Raw genomic sequence first — 23,092 nt, forward strand, 5'->3', positions numbered from 1 at the left:
CAAGGCCTGATGAGCGCTGAACGCGATATCAAGTTCACGGCAGCGGATTTCCGCCGGCTGCGGCAAATGCTCTATCAGCGCGTGGGGATCTCGCTGAATGACAGCAAAAGCCATATGGCGTATTCCCGGCTGGCCAAACGTGTGCGCCAGCTGGGTTTCCGCCAGTTCAGCGATTATCTGGACTTGCTGGATGGCAGTGCGGAGACAGAGGAGTGGCAGCATTTCGTCAATGCGCTCACCACCAATCTGACCGCCTTTTTCCGTGAACCGCATCATTTCGACCTGTTGCGCCTGCATGCGATGGAGCGAGCTGGCCAGGACCGTTTGTACCGCGTATGGAGTTCGGCCGTTTCCACCGGCGAGGAGGCCTACTCTATCGCGATGACCTTGCTGTCGCTGCCTCAGCTCAACCGGCAGCGGCTTGAGGTGGTGGCGTCGGATATCGACACCCGGGTGCTCAGTCATGCGGCAGATGGTGTGTATGATGCCGAGCGGACCCGTACGCTGGATCCCGCTCTGCTCAAGCGTTATTTTTTGCGCGGCGTGGGGCGCAATGCCGGCAAGGTACGCATTCGCAAGGAGCTACGCGAGCACCTGTCGTTTTATCAGTTCAACCTGGTTGCAGAGCCGTGGCCGGACATGGGGCGCTTTGACGTGATTTTTTGCCGCAATGTGCTGATTTATTTTGACAAGCCAACCCAGGCTGCCATCCTGCAGCGCTTTGCGCGCTGCTTGCAGCCTGACGGTTTGCTGTTTCTGGGACATTCGGAAAACATCATGCATCTGACCGATGCCTTTCAGTCCTGTGGCCGGACGGCTTATCGCCTGCTTGGGCAGGACGCAAGGGAATGAACATGACAGCCACCGCCCAGCGCAAGATCAGAGTGGTCGTGGTAGATGATTCGGCCCTCATCCGCAGCCTGCTCACCAGCATCATCAATGAAGCGCCGGACATGGAGGTGGTGGCCACTGCGTCCGACCCCATCGTCGCGCGCGAGCGCATCCGTGAAACCAACCCGGACATGATCACGCTGGATGTGGAAATGCCGCGCATGGACGGGCTGGAGTTCCTGCGCCGTTTGATGCGTTTGCGTCCGACGCCGGTGTTGATGATTTCGTCCCTGACCCAGAGCGGTTCGGAAACCACCCTCAGTGCGCTGGAGCTGGGCGCGGTGGACTTCCTGCCCAAGCCTACGGTAGATGTCAGCAATACCATGCAGGATTACGCCGATGATATCCGCGACAAGATCCGCATGGTGGCAACTGCCCGTTTGCGTCGCCCGGCCCTGTTTGCCACACCGGCAGCACCGCCGGCCAGCCGGCTGTCTCCTGCGCTGCTGCGGCAGAATGCCATCATTGCGGTAGGGGCCTCCACAGGGGGCACCGATGCCATCAAGGAGTTTCTCGACAAGCTGCCTGCCAATTGTCCGCCGGTGATGATCGTGCAGCACATGCCCGAAGGCTTCACCTTGTCCTTTGCCCGCCGTCTGGACAAGCTGTGCGCCATGCATGTGAAAGAGGCGGAAGACGGTGAACCGCTGCTGCGTGGTACCGCCTATATTGCACCCGGCCATTCGCACATGCGGCTTGGCAAGGGAACGCAGGGCTTTGTCATCTGCCTGGACCAAAGCCCGCCGGTCAACCGTCATCGCCCGGCCGTGGATGTGCTGTTCGAGTCGGTCGCCAACTTGGCCGCCCCGCAGACCGTCGCTGTCATCCTCACCGGCATGGGCAAGGATGGCGCACACGGCATGTTGCAGCTGCGCCAGGGGGGCGCCATTACCTTTGCGCAGGACGAGGCCAGCTGTGTGGTGTATGGCATGCCGCGCGAGGCCGTGGCACAGGGCGGGGTGATGCATGTCCACCCGCTGGCGCAACTGGGTGACAAAGTGCTGGATGTGCTGCGTCTTCCCCATGAGAGGGCGGGAACATGAGCCATTCCGAGCAGCCCTCTACGCGGCGCTATTTCGATCGGCAGTTCCAGATCGATGCCATCAAGATTCTGCCGGGCGAATATTTTGCTACCCGCCAGCCCTTGATGCTGACCACCTTGCTCGGTTCCTGTGTAGCCGTTTGCCTGATGGACCGCACGGCCGGCGTGCATGGCATGAATCATTTCCTGTTGCCGCAAGGTAGCGACTGGCATAGCCAGACCAGCGTACCGGCCCGCTTCGGGGTCAATGCCATGGAATTGCTGATTACCGACATGCAGAAACTGGGTGCCCAGCGTCAGCGGCTGGAAGCCAAGGTATTTGGTGCCGGCAATGTGCTGGATGGCATGTCGGTGGTGAATATCGGCGAGCAGAACAGTGAATTCATCCGTGCCTATCTCAAGAGCGAAGGCATTCCCCTGCTGGCCGAGGACCTGCTGGGCAGCTTTGCCCGCAAGGTGTTTTTCTTTCCCGGTGATGGCAAGGTGATGGTGCGCAAGCTCAAGAACAGCCGCACCCTGGCTTCCAAGGAAGCCGCCTACCGCCAGCGGCTGGACCGGCAGAGCACCAGCCAGCCTGGTGGCGATATCGACCTCTTTATCTAGATCTAGCCTCAGTCCCGTTGCAGGTGTGGCAGCTTGTCTGTCACTTCCGCCCAGTCGGCGTGGTCGAGCAGTGGTGCTTTGCTGGCGGTGATGCTGGGCCAGCGTTTTGACAGCTCGGCATTCAGCTGGATATACACCTGCTGCCCGGCTGGCACATCATCCTCGGCATAAATGGCAGACACCGGGCATTCGGCCACGCACAGCGTGCAGTCTATGCACTCGTCCGGATCAATGGCGAGAAAGTTGGGGCCTTCATGAAAGCAATCCACCGGGCAGACATCCACGCAATCCGTGTATTTGCATTTGACGCAGGCATCGGTTACAACGTAGGCCACTTTGCTTTCCTCCTGAATTGGCCGGGCCAACTGCTGTCACACGCTTTGCGGTGGCGGCAAGCAAGCCGGGCAGGGGCAGAACGGACAAGGGTAATATCTGAGTATTTCACTCGGATATTATTCACCAAAAATCACCGTGCTGCTCCCCCAATGTGATGTTGATTGCCAGAACTGTTGCCATGCCAGACATTCCCTATCCCTACCGAGGTCGCTTTGCCCCCAGTCCCACCGGCTTGTTACATGCCGGCTCCCTGATGACAGCCGTTGGCAGCTATCTGGAAGCGCGCAGCCGTGGCGGCGAGTGGTGGGTCCGCATGGAAGACCTGGACCCGCCGCGCGAAATGCCCGGCGCTGCCGACCATATCCTGCGTACGCTGGATGCTTTCGGTTTTGAATGGGACGGCGAAGTGGTGTACCAGAGCCAGCGCCATCACCTGTATCAGGCGGCTTTGCAGCAACTGGTGGACAGTGGTCATGTTTACCCCTGCAGCTGCTCGCGCAAGGAAATAACCAGCGTCGCCAGCCGTGGCGTGGATGGCCATGTCTATCCGGGCTGGTGTCGTGATGGCTGCCGCAAGCCGCGTGAACACCATGCCTGGCGCTTGCGGGTGGATGATGCGCCAGTCAGCTTTGTCGACCGGCTGCAAGGCCTGTACCAGCAAAACCTGGCTGCGGACATCGGCGACTTCGTGCTGCTGCGGGCAGATGGCTTCTGGGCCTATCAACTGGCCGTGGTGGTGGATGATGCCGAACAGGGCATGACCGATATCGTGCGTGGTGCCGACCTGCTGGTGTCCACCCCGCGACAAATCCATGTGCAGCGCTGCCTGGGCCTGCCTACGCCGGACTACTGTCATCTGCCCTTGCTGGTGAATGCCGCCGGGGAAAAGCTCTCCAAGCAAACCCTGGCACCTGCCATCAATCCGGCCCAGGTCGCGCAGGAACTGCGTCTGGCACTGTGCCGCCTGGGTCAGTTGCCGCCGCCAGAATGTCAGACTGCCGCCGAGCTGTGGCAATGGGCGCTGGCCAACTGGAGTTTGGCCAGCGTGCCTGCCGGTCCCTGTCCGCTCTGAATTCCCGCTTTTTTTCCTGCCCCATGCCCGGCTTGTGCCGGGCATTGTCATTTCTGCGCTTGCCAACCTGCTAACGCGTATTGCTGTTTATCAGTCTTTTATCTGATTCAAGACATGGTGATTTGCCGGCAAAGCACCTAAACAATAGAGATGACCTTGCTGATGGGGTCGGCTGCCGCACTGCGACCAACAATGGCGTGTGCATGTTCAAAACCGCGACATGGAATTACATATGCGTAAATAACATATTTACAAAATAATTAAATACTAATATTGTGAAGCTCATACAGAACACGTTCTTTAACAGCTTCGATTTTCGGCCTCGATGGAGACAAGACCATGAGCGAGACCAAAGTAAAAAAAGCGGCCCTTGGCGTGTGGATGTGTACCGCCCTGGTAGTGGGCAATATGATCGGTTCCGGTGTATTCCTGCTTCCCGCTTCGCTGGCCCCCTACGGGGGGATGTCCCTGATCGGCTGGGCAATAACCTCGGCCGGTGCCATTTGTCTGGCGCTGGTGTTTGCCCGGCTTTCCGCCATGATTCCCAAAGAGGGTGGCCCCTACGCATATATCCATGCCGGCTTTGGCGACTTTGCCGGTTTCTGGATTGCCTGGGGTTACTGGATAGCCCTGTGGGCCGGCAACGCTGCCCTGGCAGTGGCCGCCACCAGCTATATGCAGGTGTTTTTCCCGCAACTGGGGCATGACAACCTGCTGGCAGCTGCCTTTTCCATCGGCCTGATCTGGACCGTTACCTGGATCAACAGCCGCGGTGCGCGCAGTTCCGGCCTGGTTGCGGTGGTGACTACCGTACTCAAACTGGTGCCACTGGCAGCCGTCACCTTTATCGGCTTCTTCTACATGCACCCGGAAAACCTGGTGTTCAACCCGCACGGCAAGCCCTTGTTGAGTTCGGTTTCCGCCACCATGGCGCTCACCCTGTGGGCGTTTCTGGGACTGGAGTCCGCCTCGGTTCCCGCCGGTGATGTGGTCAACCCCAGCAAGACCATTCCGCGTGCCACCGTCATCGGCACCTTGCTGGCCACCGTGCTGTACATCCTGTCCACGGTGTCGCTGATGGGGGTGATGTCACCGGCCATGCTGGCCAATTCTCAAGCCCCGTTTGCCGATGCCGCCCGCCTGATGTGGGGCGACTGGGCCTACTGGGTGGTGGGGCTGGGGGCGGTGGTGTCCTGCTTTGGCGCACTCAATGGCTGGAGCCTGATGCAAGCCCATGTACCTCATGCCGCCGCCAGGGACAAGCTGTTCCCGCGCCGCTTCGGTCAGACCAACCGCCAGGGTGTGCCGCTGTTCGGCCTGCTGCTTTCCAGCGGCCTGGTGACGGTGCTGCTGGCGATGAAATACGCGGGCGGGGAGGGCGGGGTGAAGATTTTTGAATTCATCATCCTGCTGGCTACGGCCACCACCTTGCTGCCCTATGCCTTCTGCTCGATGGCGCTGCTGGCCATCATGCTGATGCAGAAAGGCAAATACAGCCGGCGCGACTTTACCGCGCCGCTGATCTTCTCCTCCATCGGTTTCCTTTATGCGGTGTGGGCACTGTTTGGTGCCGGCGCCGAGATTGTGATGTGGGGAGTCCTGTTGTTGATGCTCGGTTTGCCAGTCTATGTCTGGCAGATCAAAGAACGTTACGAGACCGAAAACTGAAGCCAGCCTTTTGCTGTTCACTCCTTTGCGCCAGCAAGGGAGTGTACGGAAACAGGTTTATGCAATTACTGATTGAAAGGATTTCATCATGACCGGCAAATTTGGTGTTCATTCCGAATGCGGCAAGCTGCACAGTGTGATGGTGTGCCGTCCGGGCCTGGCCCACAAACGCCTCACCCCCGACAACTGCCACGACCTGCTGTTTGATGACGTGATCTGGGTAGAACGCGCCCAGAAAGACCACGCCTACATGGTTGAACAGATGCGCGCCCGCGGCATCCATGTGATCGAAGCCCACGACGCACTGGCCCAGGTACTGGACGACAAGGCCGCCCGCAGCTGGCTGCTGGACCGCAAGGTCAAGGCTGACAACGTCGGTATCGGCATGCTGACCGACCTGCGCAGCTGGCTGGACGAAATGCCGTCCACCCAACTGGCCGAGCACCTGATCGGCGGCATCGCCAAGTTCGAACTGCCGTTCGACCCCAAAGGCCTGTTCGGCGGCTATCTGGACCAGTCCGAATTCGTCATCCCGCCGATTCCGAACAGCCTGTTCCAGCGCGACCCGTCCTGCTGGATCTACGAAGGCGTGACGCTCAACCCGATGTACTGGCCGGCCCGCCGTCAGGAAACCCTGATCCTGCAAGCCATCTACCAGCACCACCCCTACTTCGCCGGCAAGGTCAAGGTATGGTGGGGCGACTGTGACAAGAACCACGGCCCGGCCACGCTGGAAGGTGGCGACGTGATGCCGATCGGCAACGGCGTGGTGCTCATCGGCATGGGCGAACGCACCAGCCCGCAAGCCGTGGTGCAAGTGGCCAAGAACGTGCTGGGCAAGGAAGGCGGCGCCACCCGCGTGATTGCCTGCCAGATGCCCAAGTCGCGTGCCGCCATGCACCTGGACACCGTGTTCAGCTTCCTCGATATCGACCTGCTGTCGGTGTTCCCGGACGTGGTCAACGAAATCGTCTGCACCAGCATCTACGCCGGTGACAAGGACGGCGAAGTCCGCTTCGAACGCCACGACGGCGTACCGTTTACCGAAGTGGTACGCCAGGCCCTCGGCCTGAAGGAAGTGCACATCATCCAGACCGCCGGCGATGCCTACCAGCGCGAACGCGAACAATGGGATGACGGCAACAACGTGGTGGCCCTGGACCGCCGCGTGGTGGTGGCCTACGACCGCAACACCTACACCAACAAGCTGATGCGTCAGCACGGGGTGGAAGTGATCGAGATTCCGGCCTCCGAACTGGGCCGTGGCCGTGGCGGTGGTCACTGCATGACCTGCCCGATCATCCGTGACGAAGTGAAGATTTAAACCGCTGCACCTGCAGCACACCAAGCACATCAATCTCGCCCGGTGGCGTCGGCCAAGCCCGCCACCCGGCACCGGAACAAGGAGTGTTACCATGGCTTTCAATCTGCGCAACCGCAACTTCCTCCGCATGCTGGACTTCACCCCGCGCGAAATCCGCTACATGCTCGACCTGGCCCGCGACCTGAAACGCGCCAAGTACACCGGCACCGAACAGCAACACCTGAAGGGCAAGAACATCGCCCTGATCTTCGAAAAAACCTCCACCCGCACCCGCTGTGCGTTTGAAGTGGCCTGCTACGACCAGGGCGCCAACGTTACCTACCTCGGACCGTCCGGCTCGCAGATCGGCATCAAGGAATCGATGAAAGACACCGCCCGCGTACTGGGTCGCATGTATGACGCCATCGAATACCGTGGCTTCGACCAGGACATGGTAGAGAACGAACTGGCCAAATTTGCCGGCGTCCCGGTGTACAACGGCCTGACCGACGAATGGCATCCCACCCAGATGCTGGCCGACGTGCTGACCATGTGGGAAAACAGCGACAAGCCCATCTCGCAAATCAGCTACACCTACCTGGGTGACGCCCGCAACAATATGGGCAACTCCCTGCTGGTGATTGGCACCAAGCTGGGCATGGACGTGCGCATCGGCGCGCCGAAACACCTGTGGCCGAGCGACGAACTGGTGGCCGAATGCCGTGAAATCGCCACCAAGACCGGCGCCCGCATCACCCTGACCGAAGACGCTGCCGAAGCCGTCAAGGGCACCGACTTCATCCACACCGACGTGTGGGTATCGATGGGCGAACCGGCCGAAGTGTGGGCCGAACGCATCCGCCTGCTGAAGCCCTACCAGGTGAATGCCGCGCTGATGGCTGCCGCACAGAACCCGCAAGTGAAGTTCATGCACTGCCTGCCGGCCTACCACAACAGCGAAACCAAGGTGGGCAAGGAAATCGCCGCCCAGTACCCGGACCTGGCCAATGGCATTGAAGTGACCGAAGACGTGTTCGAAAGCGAAGCCTGCATTGCCTTCGAGCAAGCCGAGAACCGCATGCACACCATCAAGGCAATTCTGGTGGCCACGCTGGGCGATTAAGACTGGACAACGTGGCAAAGCCCTGCCGCATTGTCAGTCGTTAAAGCCTGACCGCAACACCGCTTCACCCACCACGACGACACCCCCTTGAAGTCGTGGCGGCGGAATCCGCTCCCCCTCACTCAGGCGGATTCCACCCTCCGGCAGGTCATCACCCCGGTGACCTGCCGCCCCATCCGACACACACCGGCCTGCCACAGGCAGACCGGCCACGCCACTGTCCCGACTGTGCGGACAGGGCCAGAAAAGGAAACATCATGCGAGTCGTCGTAGCCCTGGGCGGCAATGCCCTGCAACGTCGTGGCGAAGCCATGACTGCTGACAACCAACGCGCCAACGTCAAGGTGGCCGCCGAACAACTGGCCGCCGTCACCCGGCTGGGCCACAACCTGGTGATGTGCCACGGTAACGGCCCGCAAGTCGGCCTGCTCGGCCTGCAAAACGACGCCTACGCCCGCCACGTCGACGGCAAGGTCACCCCCTATCCGCTGGATGTACTGGGTGCCCAGACCGAAGGCATGATCGGCTACATGATCGAACAGGAACTGGGCAACGTACTGCCGTTTGAAGTGCCGCTGGCCACCATCCTCACCCAGACCGAAGTCGACGCAGCCGACCCCGCCTTCCAGAACCCCACCAAATTCGTTGGCCCGGTGTACAGCAAGGAAGAAGCCGAAGCGCTGGCTGCCAGCCACGGCTGGACGGTGAAAGCCGACGGCGACTACTACCGCCGCGTGGTACCCAGCCCGAAACCGAAACGCATCTTCGAACTGCGCCCCATCAAATGGATGATCGAAAAAGGCGCGGTCGTGATTGCCGCCGGTGGCGGTGGCATCCCCACCATGTACCAGGGTGACAAACTGGTGGGCGTGGAAGCCGTGATCGACAAAGACCTGGCCTCCGCCCTGCTGGCACGCGAAGTGGACGCCGACTACTTCGTCATCGCCACCGACGTGAAGAGCGTGTTTGTTGGCTGGGGCACTCCCGAAGCCAAAGCCATCCGCCACGCCCACCCGGACGAAATGGACAAGCTGGGCTTTGCCGCCGGTTCGATGGGCCCGAAAGTGGAAGCCGCCTGCGAATTCGCCCGCCTGACCGGCAAGCGTGCAGTGATTGGCGCGCTGGAAGACATCGAGAAGATCGTCAAGGGCGAAGCCGGTACCATCATCTCCACCGAGAAGAGCGGTATCGAGTGGTACTGAGGCAGGGCGCTGCAACACCTGCGGTAGCGTTGCGACGTCGGCTGAAGGGCAGGTGAGATGTGGATCAACAAGGGCTGCTGCGGCAGCCCTTTTGTTATGTCTGATCAATAATGAATAAATTGTGACAAGGAATTATTCGTATTTTTTCGATTGTGAAAATAACGCAAAAACAACAGGATAGATGACTTCGCGTGAAGATATTCTTGGCTTGCCTTTGTCTTTATCTGCAACGATAATCGCCCCCATCATGCAGGAGAGAGTGGCCAATCGCGGCCACCGCCGAAGGCGCAAGCGCACCCGCAATCGCTCAGGCAAAAGGACTGCATCATCGGATATCACGTATCTGCTTTACTCTGGAGAGCGCTGCCCATGAAGGCAGCCACCGAAGGGGCTAACGGCGGCTGAAAACGCCCGCCGGAAAATCTCAGGTGTCAGGACAGAGGGGTGTTGTACCAAGACAGGCAAAACACCCCCTTTGCAAGGACGCACAGATGACGGCCCCGAAACGTACCCCCCTGTTTGACGCTCATGTCGCCGCCGGCGCCAAGATGGTTGATTTCGCCGGTTGGGAAATGCCCATCCATTACGGCTCCCAGCTGAAGGAACATGAGATCGTGCGCAGCGACGCCGGCATGTTCGATGTGTCCCACATGACCGTGATCGACATCACCGGCAGCGATGCCAAGGCCTGGCTGCAACAGCTGATTGCCAACGACGTGGCCAAGCTGGGCTTTGAAGGCAAGGCGCTGTACTCCGGCATGCTGACCGAAGACGGCACCGTGGTGGACGACCTGATTGTCTACCTGACTTCCTACGGCTACCGCATGGTGGTGAATGCCGGTACCACTGATAAAGACCTGGCCTGGATGGAGAGCCACAAGGCCGGTTTTGATGTCTCCCTCAATGTACGTCGCGACCTGGCCATGCTGGCCGTGCAAGGCCCCAATGCCATTGCTAAGGTCTGTGCGGTAAAGCCGCAACTGGGCGACGCCATTCAATCACTCAAGGTATTCCAGGGCTTGCCTGCAGGCGACTGGTTCTTTGCCCGAACCGGCTACACCGGTGAAGACGGTCTGGAAATCATGATTCCGGCCGGCGAAGCCATCAACTTCTTCAATCAGCTGGTAGAGGCCGGCGTGGCCCCCATCGGCCTGGGCGCACGCGACACCCTGCGTCTGGAAGCCGGCATGAACCTGTACGGCCACGACATGGACGAAACCGTATCCCCGCTGCAGGCAGGCATGGGCTGGACCATTGCCTGGGAACCGGCCAGCCGTGACTTTATCGGCCGCAAGGCACTGGAAGCCCAGAAGGCCGCCGGTGTGCCGATGAAGCAGGTGGGCCTGGTGCTGGAAGGCCGTGGCGTGCTGCGTGAAGGCCAGAAAGTGGTAGTGGAAGGCGTGGGTGAGGGCATCATCACCAGCGGCACCTTCTCGCCCACCCTCAAGCACTCCATCGCCATCGCCCGCGTACCGGCCGCAACCGGTGCCGACGCACAGGTGGATTTGCGTGGTACGCTCACCGCTGTCCGCGTGGTGAAGATGCCGTTCGTGCGCAACGGCAAGAAAGTTTTCGAATAACAGCGAGCCGGGAAACACCATGCCAGCCTGCGGGCTGCACTGCGGTTTCCCGCTCCCGTAACGGTTCAATCAATCCGAGGAGATTCAATCCATGAGCAATATCCCTGCCGAACTGAAATACGTTGCCAGCCACGAATGGCTGCGTCTGGAAGCCGACGGTTCCGTTACCGTAGGCATTACCGAACATGCACAAGAGCTGCTGGGCGACATCGTGTTCGTCGAGCTGCCGAAAGTGGGTGCCAACCTGGCTGCTGAAGAGCAGGCCGGCGTGGTGGAATCGGTAAAAGCCGCTTCCGATGTATACGCCCCGATCGCCGGTGAAGTGCTGGAAGTGAACGCCGAACTGGAAGCCGCTCCCGAGCTGGCCAACAGCGAGCCCTATGGCGCTGGCTGGTTCTTCAAGATCAAGCCGGCCAATGCCGCAGATCTGGACAGCCTGCTGGATGCCGCTGGCTACGCCAAGGAAATCGGCGCCTGATTGCACGCTGTCAAAGCCTCGTGATGTAAACCATCGCGGGGCTTTTTCAGTTTCAGAACCCGCTCAATATCTGCTGCGCTTCGGCGATACTGCGTTAAAAACATCTTCGGAATGCTCATTTACTCTGTGTAAATTCCGCTTCCTCAGCCGTTTTTGCCTTGTCTCGCTCTAGCTCACAAGATCTTGAATGGATTCTCTGGCACAGCTCTTCATTACCGGACACCCACCATGACTCTTGCTTCCCTGTTTAACCGTAGCGAATTCATTGCCCGCCATATCGGCCCCTCTGATGCCGAACGCAGCGAAATGCTGGCCGCAATCGGTGCCGCCTCGCTGGACGATCTGGTTGCCCAGACCCTGCCGGCCGACATCCGCCTGAACCGTGCGCTGGACCTGCCGTCCCCGGTGCCGGAAGCCGAAGCCCTGGCCGCGCTGAAAGAGGTGGCCAGCCGCAACATCGTCAACAAGTCTTTCATCGGCCTGGGTTACTACCCGGTGCTGACCCCCACCGTCATCCTGCGCAATGTGCTGGAAAACCCGGGCTGGTACACCGCTTACACCCCGTATCAGGCTGAAATCGCCCAGGGTCGTCTGGAAGCGCTGCTCAACTACCAGCAAATGGTGATGGACCTGACCGGTCTGGAAATGGCCAATGCCTCGCTGCTGGACGAAGCCACCGCCGCCGCCGAAGCCATGGCCATGGCGCGCCGTGTATCCAAGAGCAAGTCCGCGCAGTTCTTTGTCGACAGCCGCGTGCTGCCGCAAACCCTGGACGTGATGAAAACCCGTGCCAAGTACTTCGGTTTCGAGCTGGTTTCCGGCCACCCGGAAGAGGCTGGCAATGGTGACTACTTTGGTGCGCTGTTCCAGTATCCGGGCGAAGCGGGCGACCTGATCGACCTGACGCCCTACATTGCCGCCGTCAAGGCCAAGGGTGGTGTGGCCGTGGTGGCTGCCGACATCATGGCGCTGGTGGCACTGAAGTCCCCGGCCGAAATGGGTGCCGACGTGGCCATCGGTAACACCCAGCGCTTTGGCGTGCCGATGGGCTACGGTGGCCCGCACGCTGCTTACTTTGCCTTCAAGGATGAAATGAAGCGCTCGGCACCTGGCCGTATCATCGGTGTGTCGGTCGATGCCAAGGGCAAGACCGCGCTGCGCATGGCGCTGCAAACCCGCGAGCAGCACATCCGCCGCGAAAAGGCCAACTCCAATATCTGTACCAGCCAGGTACTGCTGGCCAATATCGCCGGCATGTACGCGGTGTACCACGGTGCGGAAGGCGTCAAGCGCATTGCCAGCCGCATCCACCGTCTGGCCGCCATCTTCGCCCATGCGGTGAAGAGTGCCGGTGGCAAGCTGGTATTCGACCGCTTCTACGACACCGTACAGGTGGAAGCGGCCAATGCCGACACCATCTACGCCGCTGCCCTGGCTGCCGGTTACAACCTGCGTCGCGTGTCCGCCACCGTGCTGGGCGTGGCCTTCCACGAAGCGGCTACCGAGGCTGATCTGGCCACGCTGATCCAGCTGTTTACCGGCAAGGATGCCGACATCGCCGCGCTGGATGCCGCCGCTGCCGATGCCATCCCGGCCGGCCTCAAGCGCGAATCCGCCTTCTTCACCCACCCGGTGTTCAACACTCACCACAGCGAGCACGAGATGCTGCGCTACCTGAAGAAGCTGGAAAACCGCGACCTGGCGATGAATCACTCGATGATTTCGCTGGGCAGCTGCACCATGAAGCTGAATGCCACCAGCGAGATGATTCCCATCACCTGGCCGGAATTCGCCAATATGCACCCGTTTGCCCCGCGTGATCAGGCTGCCGGTTACCTGCAGCTGATCGACGACCTGCAAACCCAGCTGAAAGCCATCACCGGTTTTGACGCCATCTCCATGCAGCCCAACTCCGGCGCGCAGGGCGAGTACGCCGGCCTGCTGGCCATCAGCCGTTACCACGAAGCGCGTGGCGAAGCGCAGCGCAATATCTGCCTGATTCCGCAATCGGCCCACGGTACCAACCCGGCCACCGCGCAGATGATGAACATGCAGGTAGTGGTGGTGAAGTGTGACGAATCCGGCAACGTCGACGTGGCCGACCTCAAGGCCAAGGCCGAGCAGCATTCGGCCAACCTGGCGGCGCTGATGATTACCTATCCGTCCACTCACGGCGTGTTCGAACAGCCGATCCGCGAGATCTGCGACATCATCCACAGTCATGGTGGTCAGGTGTACATGGACGGTGCCAACCTGAACGCCCAGGTGGGCCTGTGCCGTCCGGCGGACATCGGTGCCGACGTGTCGCACATGAACCTGCACAAGACCTTCTGCATCCCGCACGGCGGTGGCGGCCCGGGCATGGGCCCCATCGGCCTGAAAGCCCATCTGGCCCCGTTCATGGCCAACCACGTGGTGGCTGACGTGCCGGGTGCGGTTGCCGGTCAGACTGCGGTGTCCGCTGCGCCGTTCGGCTCGGCTTCCATCCTGCCCATCTCCTTCATGTATATCCGCATGATGGGTGCCGAGGGCATGAAGGCCGCCACCGAAAACGCACTCTTGTCCGCCAACTACATGGCCAAGAAACTGGGTGAACACTTCCCGGTGCTGTATACCGGTGCCAATGGCCGTGTGGCGCACGAGTGCATCATCGACCTGCGCCCTCTCAAGGCTGCCAGTGGCGTGACCGAGGTGGACGTGGCCAAGCGCCTGATGGACTACGGCTTCCACGCTCCGACCATGAGCTTCCCGGTACCGGGCACGCTGATGATCGAGCCGACCGAGTCCGAACCCAAGGCCGAACTGGACCGCTTCATTGCCGCCATGACCGCCATCCGTCAGGAAATCGACCAGGTGCAGAAAGGCACATGGCCGGCGGACAACAACCCGCTGCGCAATGCACCGCACAGCAAGGCTGACATCGCTGGCGACTGGGACCGTCCGTACAGCCGCGAAACCGGCCTGTTTCCGCTGCCTTATGTGCTGGAAAACAAGTTCTGGCCAAGCGTGAACCGTATCGATGACGTATACGGCGACCGCAACCTGGTGTGCAGCTGCCCCAGCACCGACAGCTATCTGTAAGCCAGCCCATGCGTGGGGCCTGTCTGGGTCCCACCGCCATAAGCCCCCGTTTTTACGGGGGCTTTCAGGCTGCAGGCAAGGTCATTTGGTACGATTTTCCAGGGCCCGGCAAAGCCGGGCCTTTCGATTGAGTTATCGCTTCCGCAGCCTTCCTGTCTATTCCCAATCCCCCCGCCCTTGCCCTGCAAGGGAGCCTCGCCTTCTTTATCAGAAAGCGAGATGAGGTGGAAATCATCTGTAAGCCCCCGTTTTACGGGGGCTTTTTTATTTTGCTGGCGTCAGCTGACTGCTTGTCCACCCGTCATGGTGGGTAGGCGTTAACCACCTGTTGCTTAAAATATGGGCAGGTATTAAAGAAGTGAGATTTATTTTAAGTTTATAGTTTAAAAAGGCTGGATGATTGCTAGAATGACTCTCTTATTCATTGCACATGACGAAATGCTTGTTGTCATGGCTTCACCATTCAGGATGCAAGAGCAGGTTGGAACGCGATATGCCGCATGATGGAGTACCGTTTACCGAGGAAAGCATGGCGCGCTTTGCCTTGCTCGACAGGCTGCGCCATCCGGTATGGGTATTCGATATTGAAGCCCGGCGCGTGTACTGGGCCAACCCTCCTGCCTTGCAGGTGTGGGAGGCTGCCAGCCTGGATGAATTGTGCAGCCGAGACATGGGGCAGGACATGTCCGACTCCGTGGCGCGCCGTTTGCAGCAGTACCAGAGCGACTTCATCAGCCATGACATGATGTTTTCCGAAACCTGGACGCTCTATCCCAACGGTCATCCGCGCAGCCTGAAGGTGATGTTCAGCGGAATACGCCATCAGGGACGCATGCTGATGCTGTGCGAAGCGCTGGGTGAATTGCAGGCCGACCCGGACACCCTGCGCAGTGCGGAAGCCCTGTTGCATTCGCCGGTATTCATCACCCTGTATCAGGCCGATGGCCAGGCGCTGTATCGCAATCCCAGTGCACGTGAGCAGGTGCTGGACCCGGCAGAGTGCTGGCAGACGCGTTTTGTCGACCCGGCCGATCTGGCCTCGTTGCAACAACAGCTGCAGGCACATGGCAAGGGCAGGTTGGTGGCCAGGGTGCTGACCCGGCAGGGTGAGCGCTGGCATGAGGTGTCGGCACGCCATTGCCGCGATGCGGCATCCGGCCAGCCTGCAGTGCTGGTCAGCGAAATGGATGTCAGCGAGCTGAAAGAGGCCGAGGCGCGCGCCAGCTATCTGGCCATGCACGATATCCTCACCGGGCTGCCCAATCGCAATTTCGTCCAGCAGCATTACCCGGTCTTGTTGCAGCAGGCCCGTGCGCAAAATCTGGAAGTGGCCTTGTTGTGCATCGACCTGGACCGCTTCAAGAACATCAATGACAGCCTGGGCCACGGCTTTGGCGACTTGCTGCTGGTGCAGATGAGCGAGCGCCTGAAACAACTGCTCTGTGCCGGCCAGCAACTGGCCAGGCAGGGTGGCGACGAATTCCTGTTGCTGCTGTGCGCTCCACAGGTCAAGGAGCTGGCTGCCAGCCTGGCGGCAGCCATCGTGGAAAGCCTGGCTCGCCCCTTGTGGCTGCACGGGCAGGAAGTACAGCTGACCGCCTCGGTGGGCATCAGCCTGTGCGCCGACGGGGCCGAGGATGTGCAAAGCCATATGCGCCATGCCGACCTGGCCATGTACAGCGCCAAGGAAGCCGGGCGCAATGGCGTCCAGTTTTACGACGAATCCATGGATGCGCGTGCCCGATCGCGCTTGGCGCTGGAGTACGAAATCCGCCGCGGCCTGGAAAATGGCGAATTCGAAGCCTTCTACCAGCCACGGGTGGATTGCTTCAGTGGCCGCATTGTCGGGGCTGAAGCGCTGGCCCGCTGGCGACATCCGGAACGCGGCCTGTTGTTTCCTGACAGCTTCATTCCCGCCAGTGAGGAAAGCGGCCTGATCCGCGAACTGGACCGGCAAATCCTGGCACAGGTGGCCTCCCAGCTGGCGAACTGGCATCGACAGGGCAGGGACTTGCAGGTATCGGTCAACCTGTCCGCCAGCCAGTTTGCCGACCCGGAACTGCCGGCCACCCTGCAACAGATTTTGCAGCAAAGCGGCTGCCCGGCCGCCAGTATCGAGCTGGAAATCACCGAGTCCCTGCTGCTGGCGCACGACCCGCACACCATGAACACGCTGGCCGCCTTGCAGGCCATGGGTTTTGCCATTGCCATCGACGATTTCGGTACCGGCTATTCCAACCTCGCGTATCTGCAAAACTATCCGCTCAACACCCTGAAGATTGATCGCTCCTTCATTTCCGGCCTGCCGCAACGCTCGGCCATTCCGGAGCTGATCACCAGCCTGTGCCGCATCCTCAAGCTGGCCATGGTGGCCGAAGGAGTGGAAACCCATGCCCAGCTGGACTGGCTGCGCGAACAAGGCTGCCAGCAATATCAGGGCTATCTGTGCAGTCGCCCGCTGTCATTGCGCCACTTCAACGAATTGCTGGAGCATGGCGAAGAGCCGCCACCAAGCGCAGTCTGAATAAGCTTAGCGGGAATGCGTCATTCAAATTTGCCGCATCTTCCCTTAAGCTGATGTCCAGCCGGGGCCCCGCATGATGACGGCCTTCCCCCGCACGGAGACCAAGATGAACCTACGCACCCTGTTACCAGCCCTGATGCTGGCCAGCCCGCTGGCGCTGGCGGCCAAACCCCTGACTGTCTGTACCGATGCCAATCCGGAAGGCTTTGACGTGGTGCAGTACAACTCGCTGGTGACCACCAATGCCTCGGCCGATGTGCTGATGAACCGGCTGGTGGAATACGATGCGTCCGCTCACAAATTGCAGCCTGGCCTGGCCAGCAGCTGGCAGGTCAGCGCCGATGGCCTCAGCTACACTTTCAAGCTGCGTCCGGGCGTGGCCTTCCACAGCACCGATTACTTCAAGCCCAGCCGCAAGCTCAATGCCGACGACGTGGTATTCAGCTTCGAGCGCATGCTCAACCCGGACCACCCCTGGTACAAGACTGCGGCCAATGGCTACCCGCATGCCCAGTCCATGCAGCTGCCCAAGCTGATCAAGTCGGTCAGCAAGGTGGACGACAACACCGTGCGCTTTGAGCTGAACTATCCGGAATCCACTTTCCTGTCCACGCTGAGCATGGGCTTTGCCTCCATTTACTCGGCCGAATACGCCGCCCAGTTGCAGGCTGCCGGCAAACAGGCCGAGCTCAACAGCAAGCCCATCGGCACCGGTCCCTTCGTGTTCCGCAGCTTCCAGAAGGACAGCGTGGTGCGTTATCAGCCCAACCCGGCTTACTGGGGGGGCAAACCCAAGGTGTCGGCACTGATCTACGCCATCACGCCGGATGCCACCGTGCGGGTACAAAAGCTGAAGGCAGGGGAGTGCCAGCTGGCCTTGTCAGCAAAACCGCAAGACGTGCTGGCGGTGCAGGGCGACAGCAAGATTCGCGTACTGTCCACACCGGCCTTCATGACCGCCTTTGTCGCCATCAACAGCCAGCACAAGCCTTTTGACAATGCGCTGGTGCGCCAGGCAGTGAATCTGGCCTTTGACAAGAGCACCTATCTGAAAACCGTGTTTGATGGCACGGCTACAGCCGCCACGCTGCCGTATCCGCCCAATACCTGGAGCTATAACAAGAGCGTGAAGCCGTATCCGCAAGACCTGACACGCGCAAAAAAGCTGCTGGCCCAGGCTGGCTACCCCAACGGCTTTGACACCACGCTGTGGGTACGCCCCAGCGGCAGCACGCTCAACCCCAACCCCAAGGCCGGCGCCGAGCTGTTGCAGGCTGATCTGGCCAAGGTAGGCATTCGTGCGCAGATCAAGGTGATCGAGTGGGGCGAGCTGATCAAGCGCGGCAAGGCGGGCGAGCACGACCTGCTGTTCATGGGCTGGGCCGGGGATAATGGCGACCCGGACAATTTCCTCACTCCGCAGTTCTCCTGCGCCGCCGTGCAGTCCGGCACCAACTTTGCCCGCTATTGCGACCCGAAACTGGACAAGCTGATTAGCGACGGCAAGAAAACCAGCGACTTTGCCCAGCGCAGCAAGCTGTACCTGCAGGCGCAAAAGCTGATCAGCGATCAGGCCTTGTGGCTGCCGCTGGCCCACCCCACGGCCTATGTGCTGGAGCGCAAGGAAGTGAGCGGCTACGCCGCCAACCCCTTTGGCCGCGTCAACTTTGCCACGGTGAATGTGCAGTAAGCACTCAAGCCGGCAAAGCCGTTAATCCCGATGCAAAAAGGCAGCCTTGTGCTGCCTTTTTGCATCGTCAACGGGCCGGTCATGGCAATCGCCGTGCCGGTCGGGACTGCTTGCGGTATCATGTGCCGGTGTTTGTCGATCACAGACGCAGCGGGTGCCGGGAACAGTCTGTCCCGGGGTTCCGCGCACCGGGAAGAACCTGCCATGAGCCGTAAAGAAAGCAAAAGTCCAACCTTTGACCGCATTGTCGAAGCCAGCCTGCAGCTGTTCAACCAGCAGGGCGAGCGCAGCGTCACCACCAATCACATTGCGCGCTATCTGAATATCAGCACCGGCAATCTGTACTACCACTTTGCCTGCAAGGAAGACATCATCAACGAGCTGTACCGGCGCTACTCCAAGGGTATGGCCGATTATCTCAATGCCGCGGGCGAGCTGAGTGTGACTGCCTCGGTGGAAGGGCTGGTGTCCCTGCTGGAGAAGGTATTGCGCCATTTGTGGACCTTCCGTTTCATTCCGCAAAGCATTTCCAGCCTGTTTTCGGTTAACCAGTCCTTGCAGGAAAGCTACAGCAAGATCGAAGCCGGGCTGATCAGCCGTGGTGTGGAAAAGCTGTTTTTCAAGCTGCGCGATCAGGGCATGCTGGAAGGTGACGACGTGCAGATCGGTTTTCTCGCGCGTAATTTCCAGTTGTTGCAAACCGGCTGGATTGCCCGTCCTGACATTGCCAAATGTCCACAGGAAGCACAGACCGTGGCGCGCGAGGGTTGCCTGAGCCTGCTGTATTTCCTGGCACCTTATGTGTCCAGCCGTTTCCGCCAGCCTTTCGAGCGCGTGCTGGCCGGCATGGCACCGGTACATGGTGCGCTGCCGGCGGTATAAGCCATCTTTCATTGCCGCATTGCATGGCCAGTCGCTGACTGGCCATTTGTCATTTTGTGCCGGAATTTTCATAAGCTTTGCAGGAAATCCGGCTTGGCTTCTTCCCCTGCTGACGGTATGGTTAGGCCGATATGCAACAGGCGTAAAGCCACAGGAGAGAAGAAGATGAAACTGGAAACCCTGGCCGTGCACGGCGGCTACAGCCCGGACCCGACCACCAAGGCGGTGGCGGTGCCGCTGTATCAGACCACCAGCTATGCTTTTGACAGCACCCAGCACGGTGCGGACCTGTTCGACCTGAAAGTGCAGGGTAATATCTATACCCGCATCATGAACCCCACCACCGATGTGCTGGAAAAGCGCGTAGCTGCGCTGGAAGGTGGCATTGGTGCACTGGCGGTGGCATCCGGCATGGCGGCCATCAGCTATGCCATCCAGACTATCGCGGAGGCTGGTGACAACATCATTGCCACCAGCACGCTGTATGGCGGTACTTATAACCTGTTTGCCCACACCTTCCCGCAACTGGGCATCGAAGTGCGCTTTATCGACTACAAGGACCCGGCCTCCATCAGCAAGCTGGTGGATGACAAGACCAAGGCGGTGTTCTGCGAGTCGGTGGGCAACCCGCTGGGCAATGTGGTGGACTTTGCCGCCTTTGCCCAGGAAGCGCACAAGCATGGCCTGCCGCTGATTGTCGACAATACCGTGCCCTCGCCGTACCTGTGCCGCCCCTTCGAGCATGGCGCGGATATCGTGGTGCACAGCCTCACCAAATACCTGGGCGGCCACGGCACCAGCATCGGCGGCATCATTGTCGACTCCGGCAAATTCCCCTGGGGCGAGCATAAAGAACGCTTTGTGCGCCTGAATACGCCGGATGTCAGCTACCACGGCGTGAATTACGTCGAGGCACTTGGCCCGGCGGCCTATATCGCCCGTGCCCGCGTGGTGCCGCTGCGCAATATGGGCGCCGCCATTTCGCCGTTCAATGCCTTCCTGATCCTGCAAGGCATCGAAACCCTGGCCTTGCGCCTGGACCGTATTTGCGACAATGCGCTGAAGGTGGCCGAGCGCCTGCAAGCCCATCCGGCGGTGGAGTGGGTGGAATACGCCGCCCTGCCTTCCAGCCCCAGCAAGGCGCTGGTGGACAAATACATGGGCGGTCGTGCTTCGGGCATCCTGTCCTTCGGCATCAAGGGTGGCATCGAGGCCGGTGGCCGCTTCATCGATGCACTGCAACTGGTGACCCGTCTGGTGAATATCGGCGATGCCAAGAGCCTGGCTTGCCACCCCGCTTCCACCACCCACCGCCAGCTGTCGCCGGAAGAGCAGCTCAAGGCCGGGGTGCGACCGGAGCTGATTCGCCTGTCCATCGGCATCGAGCACATCGACGACATTCTGGCTGATGTGGATCAGGCGCTGAAGGCAGCGGCCCTGTAAAGGTGCTTTGTTGATGCAATAAAGGCTGCCGGATGGCAGCCTTTTTCAATGTGGTGGAACTAGCGGCGATGCACCACCTGCGGGTTCAGGCCGTTGGCCAGGTGGTGATGCCACTTGCCGTTGATGAACTCCTGCACAAAGCGCTTGGCGCGCTCGGCGTGGTCCAGCTCGCCATGCGGGGCGATATTGCTCAGGTGCACCGGGTGGCCAAGTTTGCGCGCCAGCTCTTCGGTATCGATGAATACCAGTGGCTGGCCGGGAAAACTGGGGTAGCTGACGGTTTCGCGTGACAGCAGGGTCAGTTGCAGATGGTGCTTGTCGCGCTGAATGAAATCGTACAGCTCATCCACTGCGGCTTCCTCGCCCTCCAGCATTTGCAGGAAATCCTTGTTCATCAGCAACAGCAGGCTGTTGATGCCCAGGCGCTGGTTGCGGGCACGATAACCGGCCAGCAGCCCCAGCAGGGATTGCGGTGAATAGGCCGGATTAAGGGCGCTGGAATAAATCAGGCGGATCATTGCAGTCTCCTGGCGCTGGAGCGCTCTTGTGGTGATGATGGCCGGTGTCATGGTGCGGACCTGGCTGGCTCCATGATAGGTGGAATTGCCTTGTCATGCACCTTGCCCGCTTGTGTGGCCAAATTTCAGCCGCCGGCCGCGCCCAGATGCAGCCAGAGCAGGAAGCTCAGCAGTGCCGCCAGTGCGTGCAGCCAGGCGCGCCAGCGATAACTCACGGCCACGCCTTGCGGCGTGAGGGTGTTGATCAGATAGGGCTTGCCGTCATCCGGCTTGCGCACATGCAAGGTGGGCGGGGTGCTGGCCAGCTGCTGGTGTAACTGGCGTACCTCACGCTCGGCAGCGGCACGTACCAGCTGCCATTCCTGTTCGCTGATCTGCCCGCTGCCGTCCAGATCAAAACGGCGCAGCAAGGCCGGCTGGTCCTGTTTCCATTCGCTCAGCTTTGCGCCGACATCCTGGCGGAATGCCTGCTGGTCGGGTCGCACGCCACCGTGGCTGCTCAACTGGCCCAGTACGTAGAGCGGGTCGCCTTCATCTATCCATTCTTCCACCAGCGTTTCATTGCCTTCCTGCCAGCTCTCGCGGTGTGGCGGCTGCACCTCGGCACCTTCCGGGTGGATGATCACCGCCTGTTTGCCATCCTGCAGCACAAAGGACTGATCGCTGCACTCCGGTACGGACAGCAGGCTGCCGCTGTCCAGCGTCAGCGGGTCTAGCGTGCGGCCGGACAGGGCGCTGCGCCGGTCATTGTGATAGCGCCAGCAGCGGTACCACACGCAGCGGCGGCCGGAATAGGGGCTGTAGTTGACGGCACGCTCATGGTTGGCGGCCACGCCATAGAGTTCCACATGGCCCAGTGCGGCTGTTGCTGCGCGTGCGGTGGGCGTGTCGGCAATCAGCCGGTAACGCCGGTAATTGAGCCACCAGCCGATCAGCCCGCAGAGCAGCATGGCAGGCAGCAGCAGTTGGCGAAAAACCGGCAGTCCCAGTTTCAGGCCGGCAAAGCCCAGCAGCAGGTAAAGGCCAAAGGCCATCCAGCCATTGCGCGTCCACTGCCAGCTCAACCACTGCTGCATGATTCAACCCTGGCGGAACAGCTGGGCCAGATCAACATCCCGCTTTTCGGCGACGCTGAACTGCAAGGCGCGGGCGGGCTGGAAGTTGAACAGGCGGGCGATGAGCACATCGGGGAATTGCTCGATGCGTATATTGTTGAGGTTGACGGCATCGTTATACAGCTCGCGCCGGTCGGCAATGGTGTCTTCCAGCTGGCTGATGCGCTCGGCCAGATGAGAGAATTGCTGGTCTGCCTTCAGTTCCGGGTAGGCTTCAGCCACGGCCAGCACCTGGCCGATCAGCCCGCGCAGCTTGCCTTCCTCGTGTCCCAGCCCTTCCATATTGCGACTTTGGGCGTACTGGGCCACTGCCGAGCGCGCCTCCATCACCCGGCTGAGGGTTTGCTGTTCGAACTGGGCGTATTGCTTGCATACCTCCACCAGCTTGGGCAGTTCGTCATGGCGCTGCTTGAGCAGCACGTCGATATTGGCCCAGCTGCGGGCAACGGCATGCTTGAGGTTGACCAGCGCGTTGTACAGGGTGATGAAATACAGCAGGACAATGGCGATCACGCCAAAGAAAATCACCAGCTTCATGGAG

At 60.4% G+C, this 23,092-nt stretch carries 19 protein-coding genes and 2 riboswitches; of the genes, 15 read left to right on the forward strand and 4 right to left on the reverse strand.

Annotation, left to right across the window (positions count from 1 at the left end):
* Nucleotides 1-9: 9 nt before the first annotated feature.
* Genes DKK66_RS12650 through cheD form a run of 3 tightly spaced genes read left to right on the forward strand, consistent with a single transcriptional unit; the run spans nucleotide 10 to nucleotide 2,536 of the window.
* Entirely contained in the window at nucleotides 10-852 is an 843-nt protein-coding gene (locus DKK66_RS12650; RefSeq protein ID WP_045848482.1) for a CheR family methyltransferase, read from the forward strand.
* 2 nt (nucleotides 853-854) lie between these two features.
* Nucleotides 855-1,934, forward strand: coding sequence for a chemotaxis response regulator protein-glutamate methylesterase (locus DKK66_RS12655; protein WP_131358594.1), 1,080 nt, complete (start codon nucleotides 855-857; stop codon nucleotides 1,932-1,934).
* Nucleotides 1,931-2,536, forward strand: a complete 606-nt coding sequence (cheD, locus tag DKK66_RS12660; RefSeq protein ID WP_131358596.1) for a chemoreceptor glutamine deamidase CheD — start codon at nucleotides 1,931-1,933, stop codon at nucleotides 2,534-2,536. Before DKK66_RS12655 ends, cheD begins: the two co-directional genes overlap by 4 nt.
* A gap of 8 nt (nucleotides 2,537-2,544) precedes the next feature.
* On the opposite strand, the gene fdxA is transcribed toward cheD, so the two are convergent.
* Nucleotides 2,545-2,871 (reverse strand): ferredoxin FdxA, encoded by a 327-nt coding sequence (fdxA, locus tag DKK66_RS12665; RefSeq protein WP_131358599.1) that lies wholly within the window; start codon nucleotides 2,869-2,871, stop codon nucleotides 2,545-2,547.
* 179 nt (nucleotides 2,872-3,050) lie between these two features.
* Between fdxA and gluQRS the strand changes: the two genes are divergently transcribed.
* The 12 genes from gluQRS (at nucleotide 3,051) to DKK66_RS12730 (ending at nucleotide 20,918) form a co-directional block, all read left to right on the forward strand.
* Nucleotides 3,051-3,944, forward strand: coding sequence for a tRNA glutamyl-Q(34) synthetase GluQRS (gene gluQRS / locus DKK66_RS12670; protein ID WP_131358601.1), 894 nt, complete (start codon nucleotides 3,051-3,053; stop codon nucleotides 3,942-3,944).
* A 339-nt stretch (nucleotides 3,945-4,283) separates the two neighbouring features.
* Nucleotides 4,284-5,612: an amino acid permease gene (locus DKK66_RS12675; protein WP_045848479.1), complete on the forward strand. Its 1,329-nt coding sequence runs from the start codon at nucleotides 4,284-4,286 to the stop codon at nucleotides 5,610-5,612.
* An 88-nt stretch (nucleotides 5,613-5,700) separates the two neighbouring features.
* Nucleotides 5,701-6,936: an arginine deiminase gene (locus tag DKK66_RS12680; protein WP_131358604.1), complete on the forward strand. Its 1,236-nt coding sequence runs from the start codon at nucleotides 5,701-5,703 to the stop codon at nucleotides 6,934-6,936.
* A 91-nt stretch (nucleotides 6,937-7,027) separates the two neighbouring features.
* A complete protein-coding gene (locus tag DKK66_RS12685; RefSeq protein ID WP_131355763.1) occupies nucleotides 7,028-8,038 on the forward strand; it encodes an ornithine carbamoyltransferase in 1,011 nt (336 codons plus the stop codon).
* Nucleotides 8,039-8,295: 257 nt separating this feature from the next.
* Nucleotides 8,296-9,240, forward strand: coding sequence for a carbamate kinase (gene arcC / locus DKK66_RS12690; RefSeq protein WP_119313180.1), 945 nt, complete (start codon nucleotides 8,296-8,298; stop codon nucleotides 9,238-9,240).
* Nucleotides 9,241-9,480: 240 nt separating this feature from the next.
* A riboswitch (glycine riboswitch) is annotated at nucleotides 9,481-9,573 on the forward strand.
* 10 nt (nucleotides 9,574-9,583) lie between these two features.
* Nucleotides 9,584-9,690: riboswitch (glycine riboswitch) on the forward strand.
* A gap of 41 nt (nucleotides 9,691-9,731) precedes the next feature.
* Nucleotides 9,732-10,820: a glycine cleavage system aminomethyltransferase GcvT gene (gene gcvT / locus DKK66_RS12695; protein WP_131358607.1), complete on the forward strand. Its 1,089-nt coding sequence runs from the start codon at nucleotides 9,732-9,734 to the stop codon at nucleotides 10,818-10,820.
* A gap of 91 nt (nucleotides 10,821-10,911) precedes the next feature.
* Nucleotides 10,912-11,298 (forward strand): glycine cleavage system protein GcvH, encoded by a 387-nt coding sequence (gene gcvH, locus DKK66_RS12700; protein ID WP_062789780.1) that lies wholly within the window; start codon nucleotides 10,912-10,914, stop codon nucleotides 11,296-11,298.
* 228 nt (nucleotides 11,299-11,526) lie between these two features.
* On the forward strand, nucleotides 11,527-14,379 hold the full coding sequence (gcvP, locus tag DKK66_RS12710; RefSeq protein WP_131358610.1) for an aminomethyl-transferring glycine dehydrogenase: 2,853 nt from the start codon (nucleotides 11,527-11,529) through the stop codon (nucleotides 14,377-14,379).
* A gap of 493 nt (nucleotides 14,380-14,872) precedes the next feature.
* Nucleotides 14,873-16,903: a bifunctional diguanylate cyclase/phosphodiesterase gene (locus DKK66_RS12715; protein WP_242673492.1), complete on the forward strand. Its 2,031-nt coding sequence runs from the start codon at nucleotides 14,873-14,875 to the stop codon at nucleotides 16,901-16,903.
* A 106-nt stretch (nucleotides 16,904-17,009) separates the two neighbouring features.
* Entirely contained in the window at nucleotides 17,010-18,593 is a 1,584-nt protein-coding gene (locus DKK66_RS12720) for an ABC transporter substrate-binding protein (protein ID WP_131358613.1), read from the forward strand.
* A gap of 204 nt (nucleotides 18,594-18,797) precedes the next feature.
* Entirely contained in the window at nucleotides 18,798-19,475 is a 678-nt protein-coding gene (locus tag DKK66_RS12725) for a TetR/AcrR family transcriptional regulator (RefSeq protein WP_045846161.1), read from the forward strand.
* A 165-nt stretch (nucleotides 19,476-19,640) separates the two neighbouring features.
* The gene (locus DKK66_RS12730) at nucleotides 19,641-20,918 is read left to right on the forward strand and encodes an O-acetylhomoserine aminocarboxypropyltransferase/cysteine synthase family protein (protein ID WP_131358619.1); all 1,278 of its coding nucleotides are present in this window, start codon (nucleotides 19,641-19,643) and stop codon (nucleotides 20,916-20,918) included.
* Nucleotides 20,919-20,977: 59 nt separating this feature from the next.
* Here DKK66_RS12730 and DKK66_RS12735 read toward each other — a convergent pair whose 3' ends face one another.
* From DKK66_RS12735 to DKK66_RS12745, 3 genes are all read right to left on the reverse strand, one after another.
* On the reverse strand, nucleotides 20,978-21,436 hold the full coding sequence (locus DKK66_RS12735; RefSeq protein WP_052693880.1) for a BLUF domain-containing protein: 459 nt from the start codon (nucleotides 21,434-21,436) through the stop codon (nucleotides 20,978-20,980).
* Nucleotides 21,437-21,561: 125 nt separating this feature from the next.
* Nucleotides 21,562-22,512, reverse strand: a complete 951-nt coding sequence (locus DKK66_RS12740) for a hypothetical protein (RefSeq protein WP_045846163.1) — start codon at nucleotides 22,510-22,512, stop codon at nucleotides 21,562-21,564.
* A 3-nt stretch (nucleotides 22,513-22,515) separates the two neighbouring features.
* Complete coding sequence (locus tag DKK66_RS12745; RefSeq protein ID WP_131358622.1) at nucleotides 22,516-23,088, reverse strand: LemA family protein; 573 nt, start codon at nucleotides 23,086-23,088, stop codon at nucleotides 22,516-22,518.
* Nucleotides 23,089-23,092: the final 4 nt, after the last annotated feature.

The organism is Aquitalea sp. USM4 (genome assembly GCF_004328945.1).
Taxonomy (GTDB): domain Bacteria; phylum Pseudomonadota; class Gammaproteobacteria; order Burkholderiales; family Chromobacteriaceae; genus Aquitalea; species Aquitalea pelogenes.

Excerpts from the sequence above, each read along its gene's own strand:
- DKK66_RS12655 (WP_131358594.1), top strand. The coding sequence starts at position 855 with ATGACAGCCACCGCCCAGCGCAAGATCAGAGTGGTCGTGGTAGATGAT.
- gcvT (WP_131358607.1), top strand. The coding sequence starts at position 9,732 with ATGACGGCCCCGAAACGTACCCCCCTGTTTGACGCTCATGTCGCCGCC.
- cheD (WP_131358596.1), top strand. The coding sequence starts at position 1,931 with ATGAGCCATTCCGAGCAGCCCTCTACGCGGCGCTATTTCGATCGGCAG.
- DKK66_RS12740 (WP_045846163.1), bottom strand. The coding sequence starts at position 22,512 with ATGCAGCAGTGGTTGAGCTGGCAGTGGACGCGCAATGGCTGGATGGCC.
- arcC (WP_119313180.1), top strand. The coding sequence starts at position 8,296 with ATGCGAGTCGTCGTAGCCCTGGGCGGCAATGCCCTGCAACGTCGTGGC.
- gcvH (WP_062789780.1), top strand. The coding sequence starts at position 10,912 with ATGAGCAATATCCCTGCCGAACTGAAATACGTTGCCAGCCACGAATGG.
- DKK66_RS12715 (WP_242673492.1), top strand. The coding sequence starts at position 14,873 with ATGCCGCATGATGGAGTACCGTTTACCGAGGAAAGCATGGCGCGCTTT.
- DKK66_RS12650 (WP_045848482.1), top strand. The coding sequence starts at position 10 with ATGAGCGCTGAACGCGATATCAAGTTCACGGCAGCGGATTTCCGCCGG.
- DKK66_RS12685 (WP_131355763.1), top strand. The coding sequence starts at position 7,028 with ATGGCTTTCAATCTGCGCAACCGCAACTTCCTCCGCATGCTGGACTTC.
- DKK66_RS12730 (WP_131358619.1), top strand. The coding sequence starts at position 19,641 with ATGAAACTGGAAACCCTGGCCGTGCACGGCGGCTACAGCCCGGACCCG.
- DKK66_RS12720 (WP_131358613.1), top strand. The coding sequence starts at position 17,010 with ATGAACCTACGCACCCTGTTACCAGCCCTGATGCTGGCCAGCCCGCTG.
- DKK66_RS12735 (WP_052693880.1), bottom strand. The coding sequence starts at position 21,436 with ATGATCCGCCTGATTTATTCCAGCGCCCTTAATCCGGCCTATTCACCG.
- DKK66_RS12745 (WP_131358622.1), bottom strand. The coding sequence starts at position 23,088 with ATGAAGCTGGTGATTTTCTTTGGCGTGATCGCCATTGTCCTGCTGTAT.
- DKK66_RS12725 (WP_045846161.1), top strand. The coding sequence starts at position 18,798 with ATGAGCCGTAAAGAAAGCAAAAGTCCAACCTTTGACCGCATTGTCGAA.
- gcvP (WP_131358610.1), top strand. The coding sequence starts at position 11,527 with ATGACTCTTGCTTCCCTGTTTAACCGTAGCGAATTCATTGCCCGCCAT.
- gluQRS (WP_131358601.1), top strand. The coding sequence starts at position 3,051 with ATGCCAGACATTCCCTATCCCTACCGAGGTCGCTTTGCCCCCAGTCCC.
- DKK66_RS12680 (WP_131358604.1), top strand. The coding sequence starts at position 5,701 with ATGACCGGCAAATTTGGTGTTCATTCCGAATGCGGCAAGCTGCACAGT.
- DKK66_RS12675 (WP_045848479.1), top strand. The coding sequence starts at position 4,284 with ATGAGCGAGACCAAAGTAAAAAAAGCGGCCCTTGGCGTGTGGATGTGT.